The organism is Methanopyrus sp. SNP6 (assembly GCF_002201895.1).
Lineage (GTDB): Archaea > JAADCQ01 > Methanopyri > Methanopyrales > Methanopyraceae > Methanopyrus.
In genome coordinates this window covers 651,712-670,337 of sequence record NZ_CP019436.1, presented here as the reverse complement: position 1 = coordinate 670,337, position 18,626 = coordinate 651,712, and the positions used below count along the sequence as shown (strand labels likewise).

At 57.0% G+C, this 18,626-nt stretch carries 26 protein-coding genes and 1 tRNA gene; 9 read left to right on the top strand and 18 right to left on the bottom strand.

All coding sequences use genetic code 11. From position 1 onward, the window contains the following. The 10 genes from BW921_RS03780 to BW921_RS03735 are packed head-to-tail and all read right to left on the bottom strand — an operon-like array spanning position 1 to position 7,166. Complete coding sequence (locus BW921_RS03780; RefSeq protein ID WP_148688627.1) at positions 1–1,422, bottom strand: hypothetical protein; 1,422 nt, start codon at positions 1,420–1,422, stop codon at positions 1–3. A gap of 26 nt (positions 1,423–1,448) precedes the next feature. Then, positions 1,449–2,702: a TIGR00375 family protein gene (locus BW921_RS03775; RefSeq protein ID WP_148689305.1), complete on the bottom strand. Its 1,254-nt coding sequence runs from the start codon at positions 2,700–2,702 to the stop codon at positions 1,449–1,451. A gap of 1 nt (position 2,703) precedes the next feature. After that, complete coding sequence (locus BW921_RS03770) at positions 2,704–3,201, bottom strand: archaeosortase/exosortase family protein (protein WP_088335593.1); 498 nt, start codon at positions 3,199–3,201, stop codon at positions 2,704–2,706. Next, entirely contained in the window at positions 3,202–4,068 is an 867-nt protein-coding gene (locus BW921_RS03765) for a hypothetical protein (RefSeq protein ID WP_168168719.1), read from the bottom strand. A 6-nt stretch (positions 4,069–4,074) separates the two neighbouring features. Then, entirely contained in the window at positions 4,075–4,884 is an 810-nt protein-coding gene (locus BW921_RS03760; protein ID WP_210400496.1) for a proteasome assembly chaperone family protein, read from the bottom strand. A 3-nt stretch (positions 4,885–4,887) separates the two neighbouring features. Then, positions 4,888–5,088 carry an RNA-protein complex protein Nop10 gene (locus BW921_RS03755; protein WP_088335591.1) on the bottom strand — a complete coding sequence of 67 codons (201 nt, stop codon included), beginning with the start codon at positions 5,086–5,088 and terminating at the stop codon, positions 4,888–4,890. A gap of 3 nt (positions 5,089–5,091) precedes the next feature. Then, a complete protein-coding gene (locus BW921_RS03750; protein WP_148688625.1) occupies positions 5,092–5,895 on the bottom strand; it encodes a translation initiation factor IF-2 subunit alpha in 804 nt (267 codons plus the stop codon). Further along, on the bottom strand, positions 5,895–6,098 hold the full coding sequence (locus BW921_RS03745) for a 30S ribosomal protein S27e (protein WP_088336477.1): 204 nt from the start codon (positions 6,096–6,098) through the stop codon (positions 5,895–5,897). Before BW921_RS03745 ends, BW921_RS03750 begins: the two co-directional genes overlap by 1 nt. A 32-nt stretch (positions 6,099–6,130) precedes the next feature. Next, positions 6,131–6,412, bottom strand: a complete 282-nt coding sequence (locus BW921_RS03740; protein WP_011018787.1) for a 50S ribosomal protein L44e — start codon at positions 6,410–6,412, stop codon at positions 6,131–6,133. Positions 6,413–6,416: 4 nt separating this feature from the next. Further along, on the bottom strand, positions 6,417–7,166 hold the full coding sequence (locus BW921_RS03735; RefSeq protein ID WP_148688624.1) for a hypothetical protein: 750 nt from the start codon (positions 7,164–7,166) through the stop codon (positions 6,417–6,419). 144 nt (positions 7,167–7,310) lie between these two features. On the opposite strand from BW921_RS03735, the gene BW921_RS03730 reads away from it, so the two are divergent. The 4 genes from BW921_RS03730 to BW921_RS03715 are packed head-to-tail and all read left to right on the top strand — an operon-like array spanning position 7,311 to position 10,228. Next, the gene (locus tag BW921_RS03730; protein WP_148688623.1) at positions 7,311–8,396 is read left to right on the top strand and encodes a 50S ribosomal protein L3; all 1,086 of its coding nucleotides are present in this window, start codon (positions 7,311–7,313) and stop codon (positions 8,394–8,396) included. A 14-nt stretch (positions 8,397–8,410) separates the two neighbouring features. Continuing rightward, positions 8,411–9,193, top strand: coding sequence for a 50S ribosomal protein L4 (rpl4p, locus tag BW921_RS03725; RefSeq protein ID WP_148689303.1), 783 nt, complete (start codon positions 8,411–8,413; stop codon positions 9,191–9,193). A gap of 3 nt (positions 9,194–9,196) precedes the next feature. Next, positions 9,197–9,484 carry a 50S ribosomal protein L23 gene (locus BW921_RS03720; protein ID WP_148688622.1) on the top strand — a complete coding sequence of 96 codons (288 nt, stop codon included), beginning with the start codon at positions 9,197–9,199 and terminating at the stop codon, positions 9,482–9,484. A 12-nt stretch (positions 9,485–9,496) separates the two neighbouring features. Beyond that, a complete protein-coding gene (locus tag BW921_RS03715) occupies positions 9,497–10,228 on the top strand; it encodes a 50S ribosomal protein L2 (RefSeq protein ID WP_148688621.1) in 732 nt (243 codons plus the stop codon). Here the strand turns inward: BW921_RS03715 and BW921_RS03710 are convergent. Next, positions 10,225–10,518 (bottom strand): DUF1894 domain-containing protein, encoded by a 294-nt coding sequence (locus BW921_RS03710; RefSeq protein WP_148688620.1) that lies wholly within the window; start codon positions 10,516–10,518, stop codon positions 10,225–10,227. The two genes, BW921_RS03715 and BW921_RS03710, sit on opposite strands and share 4 nt — an antisense overlap. Continuing rightward, positions 10,515–10,940, bottom strand: coding sequence for a DUF1890 family protein (locus tag BW921_RS03705; protein WP_168168718.1), 426 nt, complete (start codon positions 10,938–10,940; stop codon positions 10,515–10,517). Before BW921_RS03705 ends, BW921_RS03710 begins: the two co-directional genes overlap by 4 nt. 13 nt (positions 10,941–10,953) lie before the next feature. Here BW921_RS03705 and BW921_RS03700 point away from each other — a divergent pair, with 13 nt between their 5' ends. Then, positions 10,954–11,493 carry a DJ-1/PfpI family protein gene (locus tag BW921_RS03700; RefSeq protein ID WP_157665939.1) on the top strand — a complete coding sequence of 180 codons (540 nt, stop codon included), beginning with the start codon at positions 10,954–10,956 and terminating at the stop codon, positions 11,491–11,493. Positions 11,494–11,622: 129 nt separating this feature from the next. On the opposite strand, the gene BW921_RS03695 is transcribed toward BW921_RS03700, so the two are convergent. Further along, the gene (locus BW921_RS03695) at positions 11,623–11,862 is read right to left on the bottom strand and encodes an RDD family protein (protein ID WP_148688618.1); all 240 of its coding nucleotides are present in this window, start codon (positions 11,860–11,862) and stop codon (positions 11,623–11,625) included. A gap of 75 nt (positions 11,863–11,937) precedes the next feature. On the opposite strand from BW921_RS03695, the gene BW921_RS03690 reads away from it, so the two are divergent. Then, positions 11,938–13,923 carry a DUF460 domain-containing protein gene (locus BW921_RS03690; RefSeq protein WP_148688617.1) on the top strand — a complete coding sequence of 662 codons (1,986 nt, stop codon included), beginning with the start codon at positions 11,938–11,940 and terminating at the stop codon, positions 13,921–13,923. Here the strand turns inward: BW921_RS03690 and BW921_RS03685 are convergent. Both BW921_RS03685 and BW921_RS07770 read right to left on the bottom strand, forming a co-directional pair. After that, on the bottom strand, positions 13,913–14,410 hold the full coding sequence (locus tag BW921_RS03685; RefSeq protein ID WP_157665937.1) for a molybdenum cofactor guanylyltransferase: 498 nt from the start codon (positions 14,408–14,410) through the stop codon (positions 13,913–13,915). The genes BW921_RS03690 and BW921_RS03685 overlap by 11 nt on opposite strands. Continuing rightward, positions 14,361–14,690, bottom strand: a complete 330-nt coding sequence (locus BW921_RS07770) for a hypothetical protein (RefSeq protein WP_157665935.1) — start codon at positions 14,688–14,690, stop codon at positions 14,361–14,363. Before BW921_RS07770 ends, BW921_RS03685 begins: the two co-directional genes overlap by 50 nt. A gap of 14 nt (positions 14,691–14,704) precedes the next feature. On the opposite strand from BW921_RS07770, the gene BW921_RS03680 reads away from it, so the two are divergent. Further along, positions 14,705–15,664 carry a sodium:calcium antiporter gene (locus BW921_RS03680; protein WP_168168717.1) on the top strand — a complete coding sequence of 320 codons (960 nt, stop codon included), beginning with the start codon at positions 14,705–14,707 and terminating at the stop codon, positions 15,662–15,664. Between the two features lie 47 nt (positions 15,665–15,711). Here the strand turns inward: BW921_RS03680 and BW921_RS03675 are convergent. Next, positions 15,712–15,786: transfer RNA gene (locus BW921_RS03675), tRNA-Ile, on the bottom strand. A gap of 196 nt (positions 15,787–15,982) precedes the next feature. Here BW921_RS03675 and BW921_RS03670 point away from each other — a divergent pair. After that, positions 15,983–16,300, top strand: coding sequence for a hypothetical protein (locus BW921_RS03670; RefSeq protein WP_088335578.1), 318 nt, complete (start codon positions 15,983–15,985; stop codon positions 16,298–16,300). Between the two features lie 2 nt (positions 16,301–16,302). Continuing rightward, entirely contained in the window at positions 16,303–16,677 is a 375-nt protein-coding gene (locus tag BW921_RS03665) for a hypothetical protein (protein WP_148688616.1), read from the top strand. On the opposite strand, the gene trpA is transcribed toward BW921_RS03665, so the two are convergent. Both trpA and BW921_RS03655 read right to left on the bottom strand, forming a co-directional pair. Next, a complete protein-coding gene (gene trpA / locus BW921_RS03660; RefSeq protein WP_148688615.1) occupies positions 16,663–17,481 on the bottom strand; it encodes a tryptophan synthase subunit alpha in 819 nt (272 codons plus the stop codon). The genes BW921_RS03665 and trpA overlap by 15 nt on opposite strands. 92 nt (positions 17,482–17,573) lie before the next feature. Further along, complete coding sequence (locus tag BW921_RS03655; RefSeq protein ID WP_088335575.1) at positions 17,574–18,575, bottom strand: THUMP domain-containing protein; 1,002 nt, start codon at positions 18,573–18,575, stop codon at positions 17,574–17,576. Positions 18,576–18,626 lie beyond the last annotated feature (51 nt).

Below are 18,626 nucleotides of genomic sequence, written 5' to 3'. Positions count from 1 at the left end.
TCACAACAATCCCCTCATCGAGCGCATTAAGTACTCCAGCTCCGACATTACGTTTACTATTCTATCACTCTCGTCTAAGGGAATTTCTACACCGTTTCGCTTTATTCCGAGCGTTACAACACCCTTAACTATATCCTTAACAAAACCCTTATTATCAACTCTGTACTTATAAGATGCCATTGGAACTAACTTACCGATTACTTTAGTACCTTTCGGAATTGTGTACCTTTTCCCTTTAATTTCGACAGTTTTGTTCGACCCTAATATAACTTCTGCGTAATTTCCGATATATTTTATGACGTCCTTATGTGCATACTCTACATTTAGTTTTGGTCTCTCTTGTAACTCTACTTTCCCATTTTTAAGAGGGGACACGAAACGTAATCCTAAATGTTCTAAAAATTTATCTACTCTGCTTATAATCTTTAGTAATGCATCTTCAGCATCAATTTTTCTACCGTCAATAACGAAAGTAGCGTTAATACCTTTCTCTATAGCTTCCCTTCTATTATCAAAATGATTAGGATCGTTTGGCGGTAATTTGCCCTCTACTTCATACATATATAGCGCTTCCAAAGATAGTCCAACTATAAGCATTACCACATCATGTAAATATTTCATGGACTTTTGATTGTCGATTACTCGCACCTCGACTCTGTTCCTAGTCGGGCTGTCGTTCTCGTCTCCCGTGACGTTCGATGCGGGCCCTCTAGGGGTTATGTCCACGAGCCTTCGGCCGTCGGGGTGCGCTACGACCCGCTCTTCGAACTCAGTATCCTTCCTAAGTCTCAGTCTGTACCTTAACCTCCCATAATACTGAGTTTTCGTCAAGTATGGGCGCTTCTCCAAGCGCTTTATCGCTGCATAGTAATTCGGTTTGAGTACTCTGCTTTTGAGAAGACGACAACTAGCTGCGAAATTTTTTCCGCCACAGCAATACGGTGTGTTCGCAGTTGCTGCGATTATAATCGGTAAGTTATACCACAACCAATTGTAAACTACCAACATCTGCTTTGGGGTCATGTACGGTTGATCCTTAAGTTTCACCATCACGTTGATGTGAGTTCCGTTGATAGGTAGTGGGTCGCTCTCGAAAGGATGCATACTCTCTAACATAACTTGCAGTCCTAACTCCACGGCGGCTTTCTTTATGAGTTCTCTGCCTACCTTACAGGCCTCGATTACTTCATCGGGAGGTAAAGGTTGGGTCAGATATTCGATCTGGGCCGGATTGGGTTCGGGATCCAGCCCCAGAACTGTTCGCCAGCAATCTTCTAGGAGATTCGAGTCTGACTCCAATAACTCCGCCGCCTTCACTATCACATCGTCTGCGGCCCGGGCCAGTGATCCGTCCTGGTCGATGAGGAAAAGCTCTTCCTCTACCCCCACCATGACTTCGACTTTCTCCGCGAAGGATTCCACGCTCCGCCGCTTGAAAAACAGTCTCGTCACCCCCGGCCTATCAGCTCGTCGAGTGTGCGCTGGACGGGCTTGCGGCTTCTGAGCTCTTCGCGCTCCGATTCCTCGTCTGTGATTATCTTCCCGTACTCTCCGCCTCCGCCCGGTCGAATGTTCACAGTTCCCTCCCTGAACGATCTTAGCAGTTCGGCAACCCGCTCGTCGACTTCTGCTATCTTCTCGGTCGGTGTCTCGATTAGCACGTCTATTTCACTACCGAAGCGCCGGACTAACGAGTTCCAAACAGCCCTGACCTTCTTGGCGGTTATAGTCGATAGTCCGAGGGCTTTCGCGATTATCTCGGCTAGTGGGATAATTCTGAGGTAAGGTGGTCTATGGCTAGGATGTTCCGGCTTCTCGAGATCGGCCAGTTCCAGGACTCTGTCCCGGACACCCTTTTTAATCGTGCCTCCACATTCGGGGCACCTCCAGTTAAGGCGTTCTGCCTCATCGAGCTCGAACTGACGCTTGCATCGAGCACAGGCGGTCCGGTTGTACTTACCCAGCTCGGGGATGAGTCCCACGTTGAGTACTACGCGGCCACCCGGTTTCCTCCTGATCGCCGCTTTGAGAGCGTCGTACGACGGCTCCTCTAGCTCGAACCTCACGAACTCGCGACCCAGACGATGCGGGTAAGGGGAGTGGGCATCGGAGCACGTGAGGAACGTGTACTCGTGAAGTTCCGATATCCGATCCGCGTAATCGGAATCGGCCGAAAGTCCAAGTTCTACGAAGTCCACGCGGTCTACGGCACTACTGTAGCATTCTTTCAGTGAGTCGTACTCTTTGAAAACGCTCGTCCACGGCACGAAGGCGTGTGCAGGTCCGAAGAGGCAGTCGTGATCTTTGAGTAAATCCGCCAACTCCGCCCCAGTCATGCGCAGATGCGGTCGGCCTTCAGCATCAATGTCGTCGGAGTACTTGGAAAGTTCTCCATGCAGTTCTTCGGCGTGATCGAGTGATGGTAAGATGATTAAATGGTGCACGCGACGCTCGTCTTCGACCTCTACCGTTGGGACGAACAGTACACCGGTTTTCGGCTCCTTAATGAGTCCATATTCGTCCTCTACGAGCTCCCTCCGCACGTGGCGTCTCCATCTCGGGTGTAGTATGTCGCCCGTGCCAACGAGATCTAGACCTTTCTTAGCGGCCCCTCGTGCTATCTCTCGTATTACCATCCTAGGTGAGGTGCCTCCCGAGTACTGGGAATGTAGATGTAGGTCTGAGTCGTATTGCTCTCCCACTTCACTCACCCGGCCAAGGGATTATTTCACGGAGTCTATCTTCGGTTTCCGGCACGATGTAGAATGATACCCACGCCGCTAGTATGACGATGGCGAGTCCCACCAACTGACCGATCACATCGTGGGCTAGCCGGAACCCCACTCCCCACACCTCCATCATGTAGAACATGCCCGCCAGCCTTAGCACGTTGCCGGCCGTGAGCAGTGCTACGGACGCGACGAGAGCAGCGATTTTTCGGAGCACAGATGGACCGGGGGTGGCGACGATCAGTCCTACGAACAGCGAGATAGCGGGCCAGACGACGCATCCTTTCACGATTACCGCACTTACGGTTCCGATCTGGAATATGTAGCCGGACTTGGGAACGGTGAGCCCCATTAAATGGAGCACACTTTCTACCCACTGGGCCGTCACATACTGGAGCGGCTCGGTGTCTATGCCCGAGTAAACGAACAGTGATACCGAGATGACACTGGTTAGATACCTCAGGTCCACCACTCACCACCCCGGCATCAGCTCTAGGAGCCGCATTAAGCCCGAGACTCCAAAAGTTTGGATCACCCACGCCGATGATAGCATCATGAGCAGGTCGTCTCCCTTGTGGTGGTCCTCGACTCCGGTAACATTTGAGAGGATGTCCGCCGCGGTTACGGCGATACCCATTACTAAGGCACCCCGGGCGCTTCCGGTGATCAGCCACCCTAGCCCCGACGCCGCTAAGAACTCGAAGAACGTCCCGATCGGGCTGATTCCTTCCTCAACCTCACGGATCCGAAATCCCTTGAGCGACACCACTGGATTGATCGATCTCGGGATGAACTGCGTGATACCGCCGGCACCATCTACTCCTTTAGCGACTAGGAAGGCCAAGCAAGAGTTCTCGAGACCTACGAGTGGTGCGAGACCGTATATCATAAGCGCGGCTAGGACGATCGAATTCCACGGGTCGTACCGTTCCCGCTTCTCGTAAATCATGGGGGCGAGCGGGGGTCGGATGAAAGCCGTAAGGAGTGTGAGTCCGAAGATCAAGGCGTGAAGGGGAGTTAACGTAGCTCGGAGTACCAATGGGGCTACTGCGGCTCCTCCCACGGCAGAGTACAGCAGGGTTGAAACTGGATTTCGTGGGAGCTTCCTGCGAAGTGCAGCCCCCACGGTAAATTCTCCTATCAGGGCAGAAACCATTGCGAGTGCGGGGTGTCCGGTGATAGATGCTGCCACGATTCCTGAGGCCACGGCTGTGAGAGGTGGACCGTACTCTTCCACACATACTGAAACCAAGGCGACCCAAGGAGACAGTGCGGGAGGGATAAGGGGAGAGAGTGCCGAGGAAATAGCGCGGACGGCGTGTCGCCAGTGTGGTCCCAATGAGGCTCACCCTATGTACCTGAGGTCTTCTTCCGGTTTACCCTCTTCCGCCTCCTGCTGCACCTCCTCTAGCGCCGAAGGCATCTCCTCCATCTGTGCCACGAATTCGCGCTCGAATCGCTCGGCTTGCTTTTTCAACGAATCGGCCTCAACTTCAACCCCCAGAATCGTGGACAGTTTCTCGACGACGGCCATCGCAGCCCGTGGGTCAATAACGTGCCCTGGGGTTACACCCATCAAGCAAACTCCTTTCATGCCCATCATCTTCCCGAAGCCGAGCAGCAGACCGGAAGCTCCTACGATATTGCCGCCCTTGTCGCCGCTGCGGACTTCAATGCCGTGCTCCTTTAGCAGGTCGATAAGTTCCTTGTGCGTAGCCGCCCCGACGACCTTTGGTTCAGTCGGGACGGTTCCGGTTCCGAGGCCTCCGAGTGTGAAGATCATTTCCGTTCCGAACTCCTTAACGGTTTGCAGTATGCGGATGGTGACCTTGTACTGTCCGAGTTCACCCTGCGCCTGCGCCTCGCCGATGAGGAAGATGATGTCGGGTTCGTTACCCTCGGATTCGTACACGTAGAACTCGTTCCTCATCACTTCCACAATACCATCCTCGTTCACGGATACGTGTGGCGGGAAGTGCGGTGAGTACAGCTCCGCAAACTTTTCGGCACCTAAGTCTTCGATCATCGCCTCGGCGGCTAGCTTACCCACGTGCCCGATACCGGGAAGCCCTTCCACGAGGACCGGCTTTTCCACCTCCGGCTCGAAATCGAACTTAATCACGGTGTTCCCACGAGCCAGCTCCAGCAAGTCCAAATTTTAATCCCCCTCGCCAGGAGGCGGGCCGAATTTCTCGGCCCACATCCTTTTCTTCAGCTTCCTCCGATATTTACCGTACGGATCTTCCGGGGAGAATCGGTGCGGGTGCGGCACTTCCAGATTTCCACCGCAATGCGGGCATTTGTCCCTTTGAAGCGTGTATTCCCCGCACTCCCTACACCTGCGTAGTCGTTTAGGCACGCTTTACCCCTCCTCGATCTCCCGGTGGAACTCTCCCTCGCCTCCGTGCTCTTCCACGTGGTCGATCGCGGCCTGAGCTGCCTTCCTGACCATTTTCTCAGCCGTTCGGTAATCTGGGGCGTCCACGGTGATTCGGTATCGTGGAGCTCCTACGTACTGTACTTCCATTTTAACGTCACCTTGCTGGAACTCCTCGATCTTCTCGAGCGCCTCTCGGATTATCTCTACACCGTTCGGAGCCGGGCATGTGAGATCGACGTACGCCTCGATCTTCACGCGACCCGGCTCGATGTTCTCAATCGCCAGTTCCGCGAGCTTTTCTGCCCACTCTTCCGGTATTCCGGCCTTGAGGAGTGGTTCCGGTCCTTCCTCGGCGGCCGCCCTTTCCAGTGCATCGTAAAGGGACCCGTATTCCTCGATCAGCTTGTACCCGGCCTCCTCGTAAGCTTCGTCCAGGTCCTTGCCGAGCTCTTCTGCGACCATCTCGAGGAGCTTTTCGGCCCTCTGCTCACGCTTCCACTCCTTCAGTTTCTCCTTGCGCTGGTGGTCGGTGACCTTCCTGAGTGAGAGATTGGCGTACTTACGCTTCGGGTTCACGCGGATAACCTTGGCGACTACTTTCTGACCCTCCTTGACGTAGTCACCGATGTTCTTGACCCAACCGCTTGCCACCTCAGAGATATGGATGTATCCGTCCACTCCAGGGTACTCGTCCAGCGTGACGAAAGCTCCGTGGTCCTCAACACGCTCTACCGTGGCCATCACTATCTCGCCTTCTTCGGGAATATCACGCAACTTTCTGGGCATTACTCGAGCACCTCCTTGATCTTGGTGAGGATCTTGGCCTTACCGCCGGTCGGCTTGGCTAGAGTACGGCCGCAGATGTGGCACTTCACCTCGGTGCTCACGTTTCCGAATATGATCTGCTCGTTACCACAATCCACGCACTCCACGCGGAGGAATCTGCTACGAGGCTGCGGTACGAGGTCGGACTCGGTGAACCTCTTCAGGAATCGCTCCTCATCCAAAACGATCTCACCCCCTACTCCTCGGTAATCTCAAGGGTACCGGCCCGCCAACCCTTCCGAGTGTGGGCTTTACCACATTCGGTACATCGGTAGCGCAGATCCACTTTCTTCGTGGGTTTCTCTCCCGACGGCTTGGGACGTGGGAATCCACCGTATCCCTTCAGAACACGCTCGAACTGACGTTGTCCCCACGACATCTTTCTCGCTGGGTTCTTCTTGGCACGCTCTACCTCGTGGATGGTGTGTTTCCTGCAGTATGGGCAGTACGTTCGGATTTTCTTCGGGATCTTGGCCAACGACTCACCCCCTCCACCTTCGGATGTGTTCCGCGAAGGGACCGCCCCATCGACGCCCCCGTTCCGAGAGGATCCGCGCGGCCGTCTCCCCAACCATTAATAAATCTCCCTCCTTTGAGGGTGGCACCCCCGCGCCCGTATCCGGATCCACGAAAGCGGGTAGCTTCCCGCGAACGACGCACACCTCGAGCTTGGGTTCTGGTTCTAAACGGTCATCTTCTTCCTCGGTTCCTGCCCCGACATCATTCCCGATGACCTGGATCGCATCCTTCACCACTTCACGTAGGTCTTCCACGTCCGGCGTTACGGGGTAAATGAGTTGAGCCTCTTCTGCGAACAGGTCCATTTTGCGGAGCATCCCCACGAGCTCGGCGACGTCCGCTGTCCCGGCGTTCAGGCTCCAGTACAGTCGGACTAATAATCGCTGGAGCGTGTACGTCCTGCAGAACATGTACCTGAGGAGGGCTCGACGTACGTACAAAACGTCCTCTTCTCGATCGGTGGAGCACTCGATCTCTTGGAGCAGCTCGTCCAGCTCTCGGTAACTTCTGATATCCTCCTTGGCGATCTCGCATGCCTCCCGGAGCACTTCGGCTCCCAGGTTCTCGAAGTACTCCCTCACCATCTCACGAAGCCATCCTCTGGGAGTTCGACGCTCCATGATCTGCGGGTTGATCCTGGAGAAGGCTTTGTTCACGCGTTCAGCGAACTCCTTCAGGTCTTCCAGCAAGCGCTCGGCGGATCTGACGTCCACTGCTTCCAAGCCCCGACGATTCTTTTTCTCCTCCAGATCAACTTGCGTCCGAACTCAAAAACCTCGCCGCACGCTCAAACTTTATACGGTCGGACCCGTCCCGCCGGAGCCGAGAAAACGGTGGAGGATTGGGGGAAACGGCCGATGGGACGCGGTGGACGCAGGAATCCAGGTAGGCCAAGACGCGGTTCTCTGGCCTTCAGTCCGAGGAAGCGTGCCTCACGGCCCGTTCCTAGGATCCGAAGTTGGCCGGACGAGGAGAGAGTGCGCGTGCAAGGATTCGCAGGTTACAAGGCCGGAATGACCCACGTCATCATGATCGATGACTGGCCTAACAGTCCGACCGAAGGTGAAGAAATCTCGGTGCCCGTAACGATCCTCGATGCCCCTCCGATGTACGTCGCCGCCATCCGCGCTTACGCGCCCACGCCGGACGGTTACAAGTGCGTGACCGAGGCGTGGGTGGAGATTCCCGAGGAGCTGGAGATGGACCGGGTGTTCACGGTACCCAAGGATGGCGAGGCTGGAGATCTGGACAAGATCGAGGAGCTCGTCGACGAGGGTATCGTGGAGGAGATCAGGGTTATCGTGGCCACACAGCCGAAGAAGGCTGGAGTTCCGAAGAAGAAGCCCGACGTCATGGAGCACAGGATCGGCGGTAAGGACGTACGGGAGCGTTTCGAGTACGCTGTAGAGATACTCGGCGAGGAGATCAGAGCCAAGGACGTCTTCGACGAGGGCGAGATCGTGGACGTTTCCGCAATTACGAAGGGTAAGGGCTTCCAGGGCGTGGTGAAGCGCTGGGGTGTTACGATCCAGGACCGTAAGGCTCAGCGGAAGCAGAAAGGGCGGCACATCGGATCGATAGGTCCGATCACACCCTCCAGGGTGAGGTGGACCGTCCCAATGGCGGGTCAAGTGGGTTATCACCAGCGCACCGAGCACAATAAGCGCATCCTCAAGATCGGAGAGGACGGTGAGGAAGTCACTCCGCGCGGAGGTTTCGTTAACTATGGAGTCGTCAGCGGTGATTACATCATGATTCACGGCACGGTTCCTGGACCGAAGAAGAGGTTGATCCGGGTAAGACCTGCCGTGCGACCGCCGAAGAACGCGCCCGAAGGAGCGCCCGAGATCCTGTACATCAGCCGAACATCGCAGCAGGGTGTTCGGCCGAAGGCTTCCGAGGATGAGATCGTGGAGCAGCTCGGAGGCCCCACGAGCGCTTAAGGGGGTAGTGAATGGTGGAAGCTCCCGTCTTCAACCTCGAGGGTGAAGATGTCGACACAATCGACCTACCGTCTTTCTTCAAGGAGCCGGTCCGTAAGGACCTCATCCGGCGCGCGGTGCTTGCGGCTCAGGCTAACCGCCGCCAACCCTACGGTACCGATCCGCGCGCCGGTTTCAGGACTAGCGCCGAGTCCTGGGGCGCCGGTCACGGCGTGGCGATGGTTCCGAGGGTGAAGGGACGAAGACATCCGGCGGCCGGCAGGGCCGCCAGGGTCGCCCAGGCGGTCGGAGGGCAGAAGGCCCACGCACCGACGCCAGAAAAGGACTGGGCTCAGCGAGTTAACAGGAAGGAGCGACGTGTGGCGCTCAGATCCGCTCTGGCGGCGACTGCCAAGCCCGAGTTCGTGAAGGAGCGCGGCCATGTAATCGATGACGTTCCACACCTCCCAGTGGTGGTCGTGGACGAGCTAAGGAGCGTGAACAAGGCCAGGGAGGTCCGGGAATTCTTCAAGAACGTCGGGTTGTGGGCCGACGTAGAGCGGGCCAAGCGCAAGCGACGTATTCGCGCGGGTAAAGGAAAGCGGCGCGGTCGGCGGTACGTGAAGCCGAAGAGCGTGCTCATCGTGGTGGATGAGGACGATGGTATCAAGTTAGGTGCCAGGAACCACCCGGGCGTCGACGTCGTCGAGGCGATGCACTTGGGCGTTGAACACCTGGCTCCCGGTGCGCATCCCGGGCGACTGACCGTGTTCACACCCGGAGCTCTGGAGGTCCTGGAAGAGCGCTTGGGGGAGTAAACCGTGGCCAAGAGATACGGTCCTAAGATCGAAGACCCACACGACGTCCTACTGTACCCAGTGGCCACTGAGAAGGCGATGCGGTTGATGGAGGCGGAGAACAAGCTCACTTTCATCGTACGGCGGGATGCCAACAAACCTCTCATCAAGAGGGCCGTCGAGGAGCTGTTCGATGTTGAGGTGGAAAAGGTAAACACCCTGATCACCCCGACCGGGGAGAAAAAAGCTTACGTCAAGTTAAAGCCGGAGTACCGCGCTGAGGACGTCGCAGTCGACTTAAGGATTCTGTAGGGGGCTTCCGAGATGGGCAAGCGTATCCGCCCGCAACGGCTGGGACGTGGCGGGCCTACGTACCGCGCTCCATCTCACCGTTACCGCGGTCGTATAGAGCATAGGCCTTATGATGAACAGGAAAAGAAGGGCAAGGTCGCCGGTAAGGTAGTCGAGCTGCTCCATGATCCGGCGCGCAACGCTCCAGTTGCTAGAGTAAGGTTCGAGGACGGAGAGGAGCGGCTCATATTAGTGCCCGAGGGGACCAAGGTAGGCGACACCATAGAGTGCGGTGTGTCTGCGGAGATCAAACCCGGCAACACGCTTCCACTCGCGGAGATCCCGGAAGGAGTTCCCATATTCAACATCGAGGGACAGCCGGGCGACGGCGGTAAGTTCGCGCGGGCGCCCGGATGCTACGCCACCATCATCGCCCACGATGTCGGACGTACCTACGTGCAGCTCCCCTCCGGTAAGGTACGCACGTTCGACCCACGATGTCGGGCCACGATCGGTGTCATGTCCGGTGGCGGTAAGCGCGAGAAGCCGTTCGTTAAGGCGGGTAAGAAGTATCACCACATGCGCAGCAAGGGTGGTAAGTGGCCGAAAGTACGCGGTGTCGCGATGAACGCCGTCGACCACCCGTTCGGTGGAGGTAATCACCAGAGTCCGGGTAAGCCCACGACGATCGCTAGAGGTGACCCGCCGGGTAGGAAGGTCGGTCACATCGCGGCCCGGAAGACGGGTCGTGGTGGACGCCGCTAACGCCCGCTTACGTGCTTCTTACGGAACCACTCGAGTTCTTCCGCACTAATTTCTACCTTCACGACGAAGCTTCCGTGACACGGTTTCGTTATCGGTAGTACGATCCAACCATCCCCGTACGCTACTGGGATCTTTCCGCATCCTATCACCCGAAGCCCAGGCAGAACCTCCTCACCAGGCCGCAACTTGATGATGTTTCCAAACTTCGATTCAATGTATCTCGCACAGTCGCCGAACGGCCTTCTCGCCATAAGTATCTCGTATTCCCGCTCCTCAAGACAGAACGTCATCGACTCGCCCCCAACACGTCCTCGACCGCCTTAACCCACCTCTTCGGGTCGTGCTTCCACCGCCGACCAGTTACCGGTGCGGTGAGGAACCCGTAGTCCTCGAGCCGATCCTCGAACTCTTCGATGCACACAGCTCTCGCGTCGTCGGGTTCGGATACTTCCTTAAGGGTGACCGCTATCTGTAGCTCTGCATCGTTCGTCACGAACGCGAGCAGGATACCGGCGGCGTCAGGATCCTCTAGGTATTTCTCGTACGTTCGAGTTTCATCCACGTACAGCCCCTCAGGGTCGGCGTACTCGAGGAGCTTACATCCTGTCTCGGTGCTGAGTACCAACACTCTATCGTCATACCGGTGACACGCGTAAATTGCGGAGGAGATTTTCGGTGGGATCTTCGGACACCCCAGGGAGACGACGAGCAAGGGAGGTTCCCCCTTGATCGCTGTACTAGTGGACGACGGGTTTGAAGAGATCGAGTTCGGCGCAGTCGTGAGTGTACTCTCACGCGGCGGGCTCGAGTGGGATCTGGTGGGAGTCGAGGAGCGCGCTGAAGGGATGGGGGGTATGGAAGTGGACATCGACTCCACGGTGTGGGATGTCGAGGGGGGCGATTATGAGGGTGTAATCGTGCCCGGCGGATCCGCGCCCACGACGCTGATCGGTTATCGGCACTGCCTGAACCTCATCCAGTCTGTGGAATCCGACGGTGGTGTAGTAGTGGGTTTATCCTCTGGAGCGTTAGTCCTTGCGGAGGCTGGGGTTCTACGTGGAAGGAAGGCGACCACATACCCAGGATTTGAAGCGGAGCTCAAGGTGAACGGCGCGGAGCCCGTGCCTAAAGGGGTGGTGAGAGACGGGAACGTGGTGACTAGTAGGGGCCCGGCATTCGCGATCGAAGCTTGCCTAGAGGTAGTTCGAGAGCTCTGCGGTGATCACATGGCAAACTCCGTCGCAAGACAACTCATCCTGAAGTAACGACTAACGTCCCCGCCAGGAGATCGAACATCCGTTGTCGTGATTCAGTCAGCAGAACCAACGCACCGTCCACGTAGCATACTACTGGTGAGGCCTTCGAAACGTTTCGAATTGCCGCCTCCGGGAAACTCACGCCTCTCCTTCTTCGTTGACGACCTTGAGTCCGAAAACCCGTTTACCTGGGCTTTCTCCGTAGGTGCCTTCGAATATCGTCCAGTATATCCATGAAGTCAGTGACCAAGTGCTGAGGAACTTCACCGGAGTCACCAGACACGCTAAAGCCAGACATATTAACAACGATATCACGGCCGTGATCACACAGTCAATAGCGTAGGCGCCGAACCGCAGCTCGAAAGGTGCCGGATTCACCTGAACGGCCCCAGCAAATTATTGAGCCCTACGGTTTGATAAAACTGAGAGGTCTCCGGCCGGGTGGTTTCGGACGTGATCGTAGTGGGGATCGACATCGTCCGATCTAAACCCCCGGAATATGCCGTGGCGATACTGGAGGATGGTGAGGAAGTCCTCAAGAGACGTCTTTCCAAGCGCGAACTCTTCGATCTCATTCTCTCGCTGAAACCGGACGTGGTGGCCGTGGATGACGTCTATGAACTCCTGAACGGAGCTTCTGAGCTCTTAGAACTCGTGAAGTCGCATCCCGAGCTCAAGTTAGTTCAAGTCACAGGAAAGCCCGGCAACCAACGGTCACTCCAACGCTTGGCGCGTGAACACGGTCTCCCGACGCCCGATCCCAGGAACCCAGAGGAGGAAGCGCTGACGTGTGCGCGCCTGGCAGAACTCGGGGTTGGTGTGGAGGCGTTCGTGCTGGAGGACGAGACGAGGGTCCGAATAGGTCGTCTGCGAAGACCCGGTCAGGGAGGGTACAGCCAGTCACGTTACGCTAGGAACCTGCACGCCGCGGTGAAGAGAGCCACGAGAGAGCTCCAACGGCTCCTCGAAGCGGAGGGGATGGAGTACGATCTTCGGGTCAGAAAGGCCGAGGGAGGATACGCCAGCGCCGAGTTCACCGTGTATGATCGGTACGATCGCGTGAAACCCGTCGTGAACAAGGTCGACGCGCGGGAGATTAAAATCGACGTCGAGCCCGTACTTCGCGACCGGATCACGTTCCGGGATACCTCCCACCGCCGTGAGCTTCTCACCATCGGCGTGGACCCCGGGACGACTACGGCTTTGGCAGTTCTCAACGCGGATGGCGAGGTCGTACACCTCGAGAGTTCCCGTGAGCTATCCTTCAGCGAGCTCACCGAGCGGATCGAGTCGCTGGGCAGACCTGCGGTAGTCGCCACCGACGTTACTCCCGTCCCTCAGACCGTTCGACGGTTGGCCCGATCCCTGGGAGCACGGCTTTACGTGCCGGATCGCCGACTCTCGGTGGACGAGAAACGTGAACTCGTGAAAGGACATCTCGCCCGGCAGGACCAGAACGTCAGACCCAGGGACACCCACCAACGTGACGCGCTTGCTGCAGCGGTAAAGGCATACCACGCGATCGTGAAGCCAGCTCTGCGTAAGGTCGAGCACAAAGCTTCGGAAGAGATCAAACGTCGGGACATACTCCGGGCCGCCAGCTACGTGATCAAGGGACTCCCGGTTGTGGACGCTCTCCGGATAGTGGAAGAAGAGCGTCAAGTGGAGCGTGAACGGAGGGAAGAGCGCGAGAAGATCCATCGATACCGTGAGCGCATCGCCTCATTGAAGAAAGAACTGCGTGCATACGAGAAAAAGGTCGAGAAGTACGAGCATGAGATAGAGCACTTAGAACGCCTCGTTGAGCGTCTCAAGCGCGAAAACGAAGAGCTCCAAAGGAAGTTGGATCGGATGCGTGATAGGATAGAGGAGCTCGTCGAAGAAAAGATAGGTCGTAAGCTCGAAGCTAAGGAGCGTGAGATCGAGCTCTTAAGACGTGAACTGATCCGCGAAAAGTCGCGTCGGGAACGCCTAGAACGGGAGTTGAGACGGGCCGAGAGACTCAATGCTATCCTTCGGTCGGGTAAGGGAATACCGGTCGTCGAGGTGGAGAAAGCGTCGCACGATGCGCTCTCGGAGTTAGAGACCCCACCAGTGTTCGTGCTTTACGTCGAAGATCCCAGTGGCATGAGTGAGTCAAACGTCAGGGAGCTCTCCGACCTGAGTCCTGAGGCCGTGATCGTACCTGAGGATGCGTCGATACCGGAACACGCTTTGGAGGAGTTTCGTCGCCTCGATTTGCCACTACTCCGCGAGGGTGAAGACGTAACTGTGAGGAGGGCAGGTACTCTGGCCCTCGTGGAGTCGGACGAGCTTCGGAGGGCCGTGAGGAGAGCTCGGAAGCGGTGGGAAGAACGCGAGCGGGAGCGGGAAAAAGAGCGCATATTGCGTTGTATCGAAGAGTACCAACGCAGGCGGAGAGGGAAGTTCATCCGGTGATCCGGGAGAGTAGTGCTCGATATCGAGGTAAATCCTCTAACTTATCCAGGTCCGTCGCCGGTACCTCCAATTCCTTGGATCCTATGTTCTTCAGGAACCCTCTAACGGTGCGGTGTTCCGGTGCGTCCTCCGCGTGTACCAGGAACGGGAACAAGGTCTCGCGGGTGTGACAAGGGGGTTCGGCGACTTCTCGAAACATCCTTGGGTCGAATACGACGTCGCATGATGTCACGCACACTATCTCGTTCGGGAACTCTCGGAACACCGCTCTCACGCCCGCCATAGGTCCTGAGCCTTTACTGTCTCGCAGCCATGGCCCATCCCAGCGCCCGTCCCTACGGGGTGAAACCGCGTAGACCTCCTCGCAACCGATCTTACGCAGCATTTTCGCCGCCCATTCTACGATCGGCCGACCGTTCACCGTCAGCCAAGGTTTGTCACCGCCGAGCCTCTGGCCTTTGCCTCCCATCAGTACGGCTCCTATCATCTTCCTCCAGCACCCGTTCGCACTCGGAGCATAACGGCACGTTCGTGCGGAGCGGTTTGCCGCAGCGCGCGCACCGTGGCGGCGAGAGGAGGATGTCCTTGATTTTCCCATCGGAGAGGTCGAACACTTGAGCCAACACCTTTATCCGTACACCCGACTCGTAGAGTTCCCTCACCTGATAATCGCGGTACCTGCGAAGTCGTTCGAAGTAAGATCTCCGGACGGGCTCGCACGTGGGAGCCCGAAGACCACACCGGCTCAGTTTGATCGTCCCGGACACGGGGATTGGCCCCCTTGACGCTGATAGCGCAGATAGCGGCCAGCTTCGGGGCCTTGCTCCTGGGTGCCTGGCTGTTCACGAACACCGTCGAGTGGATCGGTTATCGGTTCAAGTTACCGTCTGGATTCACCGGGAGCTTCATAGCCGCAGTGGCCACAGCTCTACCCGAAACCTTAGTACCTATCGTAGCGATCGTCTCGGGATACCGGGAAGGGGTAGCTATAGGTGCCATTTTAGGCGCTCCCCTGATGTTGTCGACGGTCGCTATGGGAATAGGAGGTCTTTCGGTGCTCGCGGCGTACTTAATGGGTCGCCGGCGGCGACCCGTAATAGAGACCTCCCACTTTAGCTTGGATGTCCGACATTTTCTGGTGGCGTACTCCTTAGTACTCGCGGTATCACTTGTGGATTTCAAACCTGCCCATTTCACCGTTGCAGCCGTGCTGTTCCTGCTGTATCTAGCCTACGTACGACAGCTCCTGAGGGCCGGGGACGTGGTTGAGCGGCCTTCCATCAAGTTCGAAATGGCACATCCAGTACTGGCGGGTCTGTTGGCCGCCGTGTTCCTCGTCGGTTCGGTCGCTCTGTTGGTAGTTGGGGCGCACGGATTCGCGGATGCGGTGGAACGACTAGCGGAGAGACTCGGAGCCGACCCGTTCACTGTGTCGTGTCTTCTCGCACCGGTCGCCACGGAACTCCCAGAGAAGCTGAACAGCGTGATCTGGTATCTGAAAGGCCGTGACGACCTGGCCCTGGGTAATGTGACAGGTGCGATAGTATTCCAAGCGACGTTTCCAGTCGCTGTAGGACTCCTGTTCACGAGCTGGCGCCTCGGTTCTAGGGAATTGGTAACCATCACCGTACCACTCGCGGCGATGACGCTGCTGTACTTTTACGGCCGCAGTAACGAGCTGGACTGGAAGGTGATGTCCATGGTAGCCGTCTTGTACCCCGTCCCGTTCGTCTTCACGTAATGGGTACTCTCGAATGAAAGGTTATAAATTACATAACGTTTCTAGGGTGGGCCCGCCGGGATTTGAACCCGGGACCACGGGGTTATGAGCCCCGCGCTCTAACCGGACTGAGCTGCGGGCCCGACTCCCCGCGCATGTGATGAAAGTGCGAAGTCGTAAAAAGCTTTGCGCGGAGGTGGGGATGACGAATTCAGCCTTGTGGGACCCCTGAGGGATGACCGTAGGCGGACTTTCCGACCCCTATCTACCCGTCGGAAATTTTTTGTCATTCCTTTACGTTTTCTTTGCGTCTATCCCTCGGATCGCGGGGGTTGACCGTTGACGGCTGGACACACCGAGGAGGTAATTTCAGATCTCTCAAATCGTGTTAGGGAAGAACTGGACCCCATCGAACTTTCCAACGAGGTGAAGAGGGAGCTGGAGCGTTTCGCCGTCAACTTCCGCAGTCGGTACTACAAGAGATTACGTGACGCCGGGATCGACGTCGACGAGTACCGCTGGATCGTGGAGGCAGTGTGTAAGACCGTGGAGCGGGCGCTTGAGGATGTCGACTGGAGGTTAGGGTACGTAGCCGAGCGCGGCGTTCACAAAGTTCTGGAGGAGCTTGAGAAGCACCTCAAGTTAGGGGAGGAGTGAGCGTGACCCGTCGTGTCATCGCCTCGGAGAAGGCGCGTGAGAGGATCCTCAGGCTCTGGCATGAGGTATACTTGGCGGAGAGGCTCGAGGTTAATCGAAGCTCGGTGAAAGAAACATTAAGTTCGGAGTTCTACGAACGATTTGTCCCTCCGCTATCCGACCGCGCTTACGCGCATCTAGAGAGGATGTTGCAGGACGAACTGAGACGCAAAAAGTCCGAATTGTCAGATCCGGAAAAGGCACAGAAAGTTGTCGAGCGAGCCTTGGAGATCGCGGATGAAGTACTCGAGGAGGAGGCGGAGAGAGCGCTGAGCCGGGCGGCTAAACGATTAGCTGCGAAGCTAAAAGAAGCCGCAGATAGATCACTCAGAGGATGATCTTCGACGGTACCCGTCCCGGGCACCCTCCACTAACTCTTTTGCTAGCTCTTTAACCCGCTTCTCTGCTTCCGCTATGTCCTCGGACTTGTGTATTTCCTCGATGAACGCCGATCCGACGATCGCCCCGTCAGCGCCAGCGGCTATTACCTCCTCCACGTGCCAACGCTCCGAAATCCCGAATCCCACGGCTACAGGTAGGTCGATGTGGTCACGCACCCAACGAACGAGCTCCAGAGTACCTTCGGAAAGATCCCGTCGTGCTCCGGTGACGCCGTACCTGGAGATCACGTACACGAACCCTGAGGCCCTCTCCCCTATCTTCTTCAGTCGCTCATCAGTCGTTGAAGGGGCTACTAGGTAGATCACGTCGATTCCGAGATCTCGAGCGACGGAATGGACCTCGTCGGATTCCTCGACCGGCATGTCCGCAACTATGATTCCGGAGACACCGGCCTCCGCCGCCGTCGAGAGATACCGCTCCAACCCGTTGGCGTGGAGCGTGTTATAGTAACACAGGAGCACGACGGGAACGAACTCGGACACCTCCTTTGCGACTTCCAAGCAATCCCATGGTGTAGTGCCCGCCCGCAACGCCTCGTCTACCGCCTTCTGTATCGTCGGACCGTCGGCGATGGGCTCGGAGAACGGAACCCCGAGTTCCAAGATGTCCACACCTCCATCACGGAGCGCCCTAGCCAGTAAGATGGTTTCTTCGAGTCCCGGGTATCCACAGGTTAAGTACCCGATCAACGCGCCACGTCCTTCGCTTTTAGTCTCCTCGAAGATCCTTTCTAGGACCAATATCGAACACTCCCCGGACCTGCGGCCCGTGGTCCGTAAAGCGGCTTTCCCGTGTAGTCGGGGATGATGTGTCAACCGGGTCTACGAGGATATCACCGATGAAGAGTGGGAGCGGTGGCTGACCCTAAGCCAACCGTTCTGGCGGCCATCACACCTACAGCGTACGCTACCGCGTTGGCGGTCCGCATAGGCTCGGCCGTCGTCGGTCCTAGGTGTACGAGCACGTCCGCGAGTTCCTTCGCTTCTCGACTGAGCCCTTTAGTCTCGGATCCCGTCAGGAGGCAGATCTGGTCCGCTCCTTTCACAGCCCGTAGGAGTTCCCGCTCGGCGTTCGGCGCCGTCGGATGTAAACCGACTACGACGTCGAACCCTGCCAACGCTTCTTTCAGGTCCCTTTCGATTCGAAGGTCGATAAGCGAAGAGGCCCCCACCTTTTTCTCGGCCCCCCGAACGGCGTCTCGGTTCGGCTCCACCAATATCAGGCTTCCCAGTTTCAGTGCCGCGGTTATCCGGATTAAGTCGGCGATCTCGTACCCCGTCTCCGGTCGCTCACAGCACACGTGAATGTGCTTAAAGGCGCCGGACGGAAGCCAACCCCGGTGCGGCTCCCTCAGTGTTGCTGGAGTGATTCCGATCAAGTATCCACGTCGGGACACGTGGACGTCCACGTACCGGTCCGGGCTGTCGAGATCCACGGACGCACCCGTGGCCTGCCGCACCGCTTCGCCGACTTCGATGGCCAGATCACGGGACGTGTAGGGAAGATCCTTGTCGAGTCTCCTGGCGTCGACGGCGAAGGTATGATGCGGCAATATTTCATTTTTCGCGAGTTTAGCCGCCAGCGCGGCGATCCTATCGAGATCGTTGGATCGGCCTCTATGCTTCACGATCACGATCCGAGATACCTCAGGGAATTTCTCTCTCAGCCTATTAACGACCACGTCTGGATCTTCTACGCCCTTAATCCTAAGCCTGCGAACCGGTTTCAGAGGATCGGGCTCCGCGGGTAATTTGAGCCTGTCCTGTATTTTCCGTGCCATTCTCTCGGTCTCATCCGGTCGAACGTCCGGAACGAGCGTTAGGAGCAGCTCCATAGGGGACCGCCCCACGTAACTTTTTTAATTCGAGAGGGGGGTCTCCCGCGG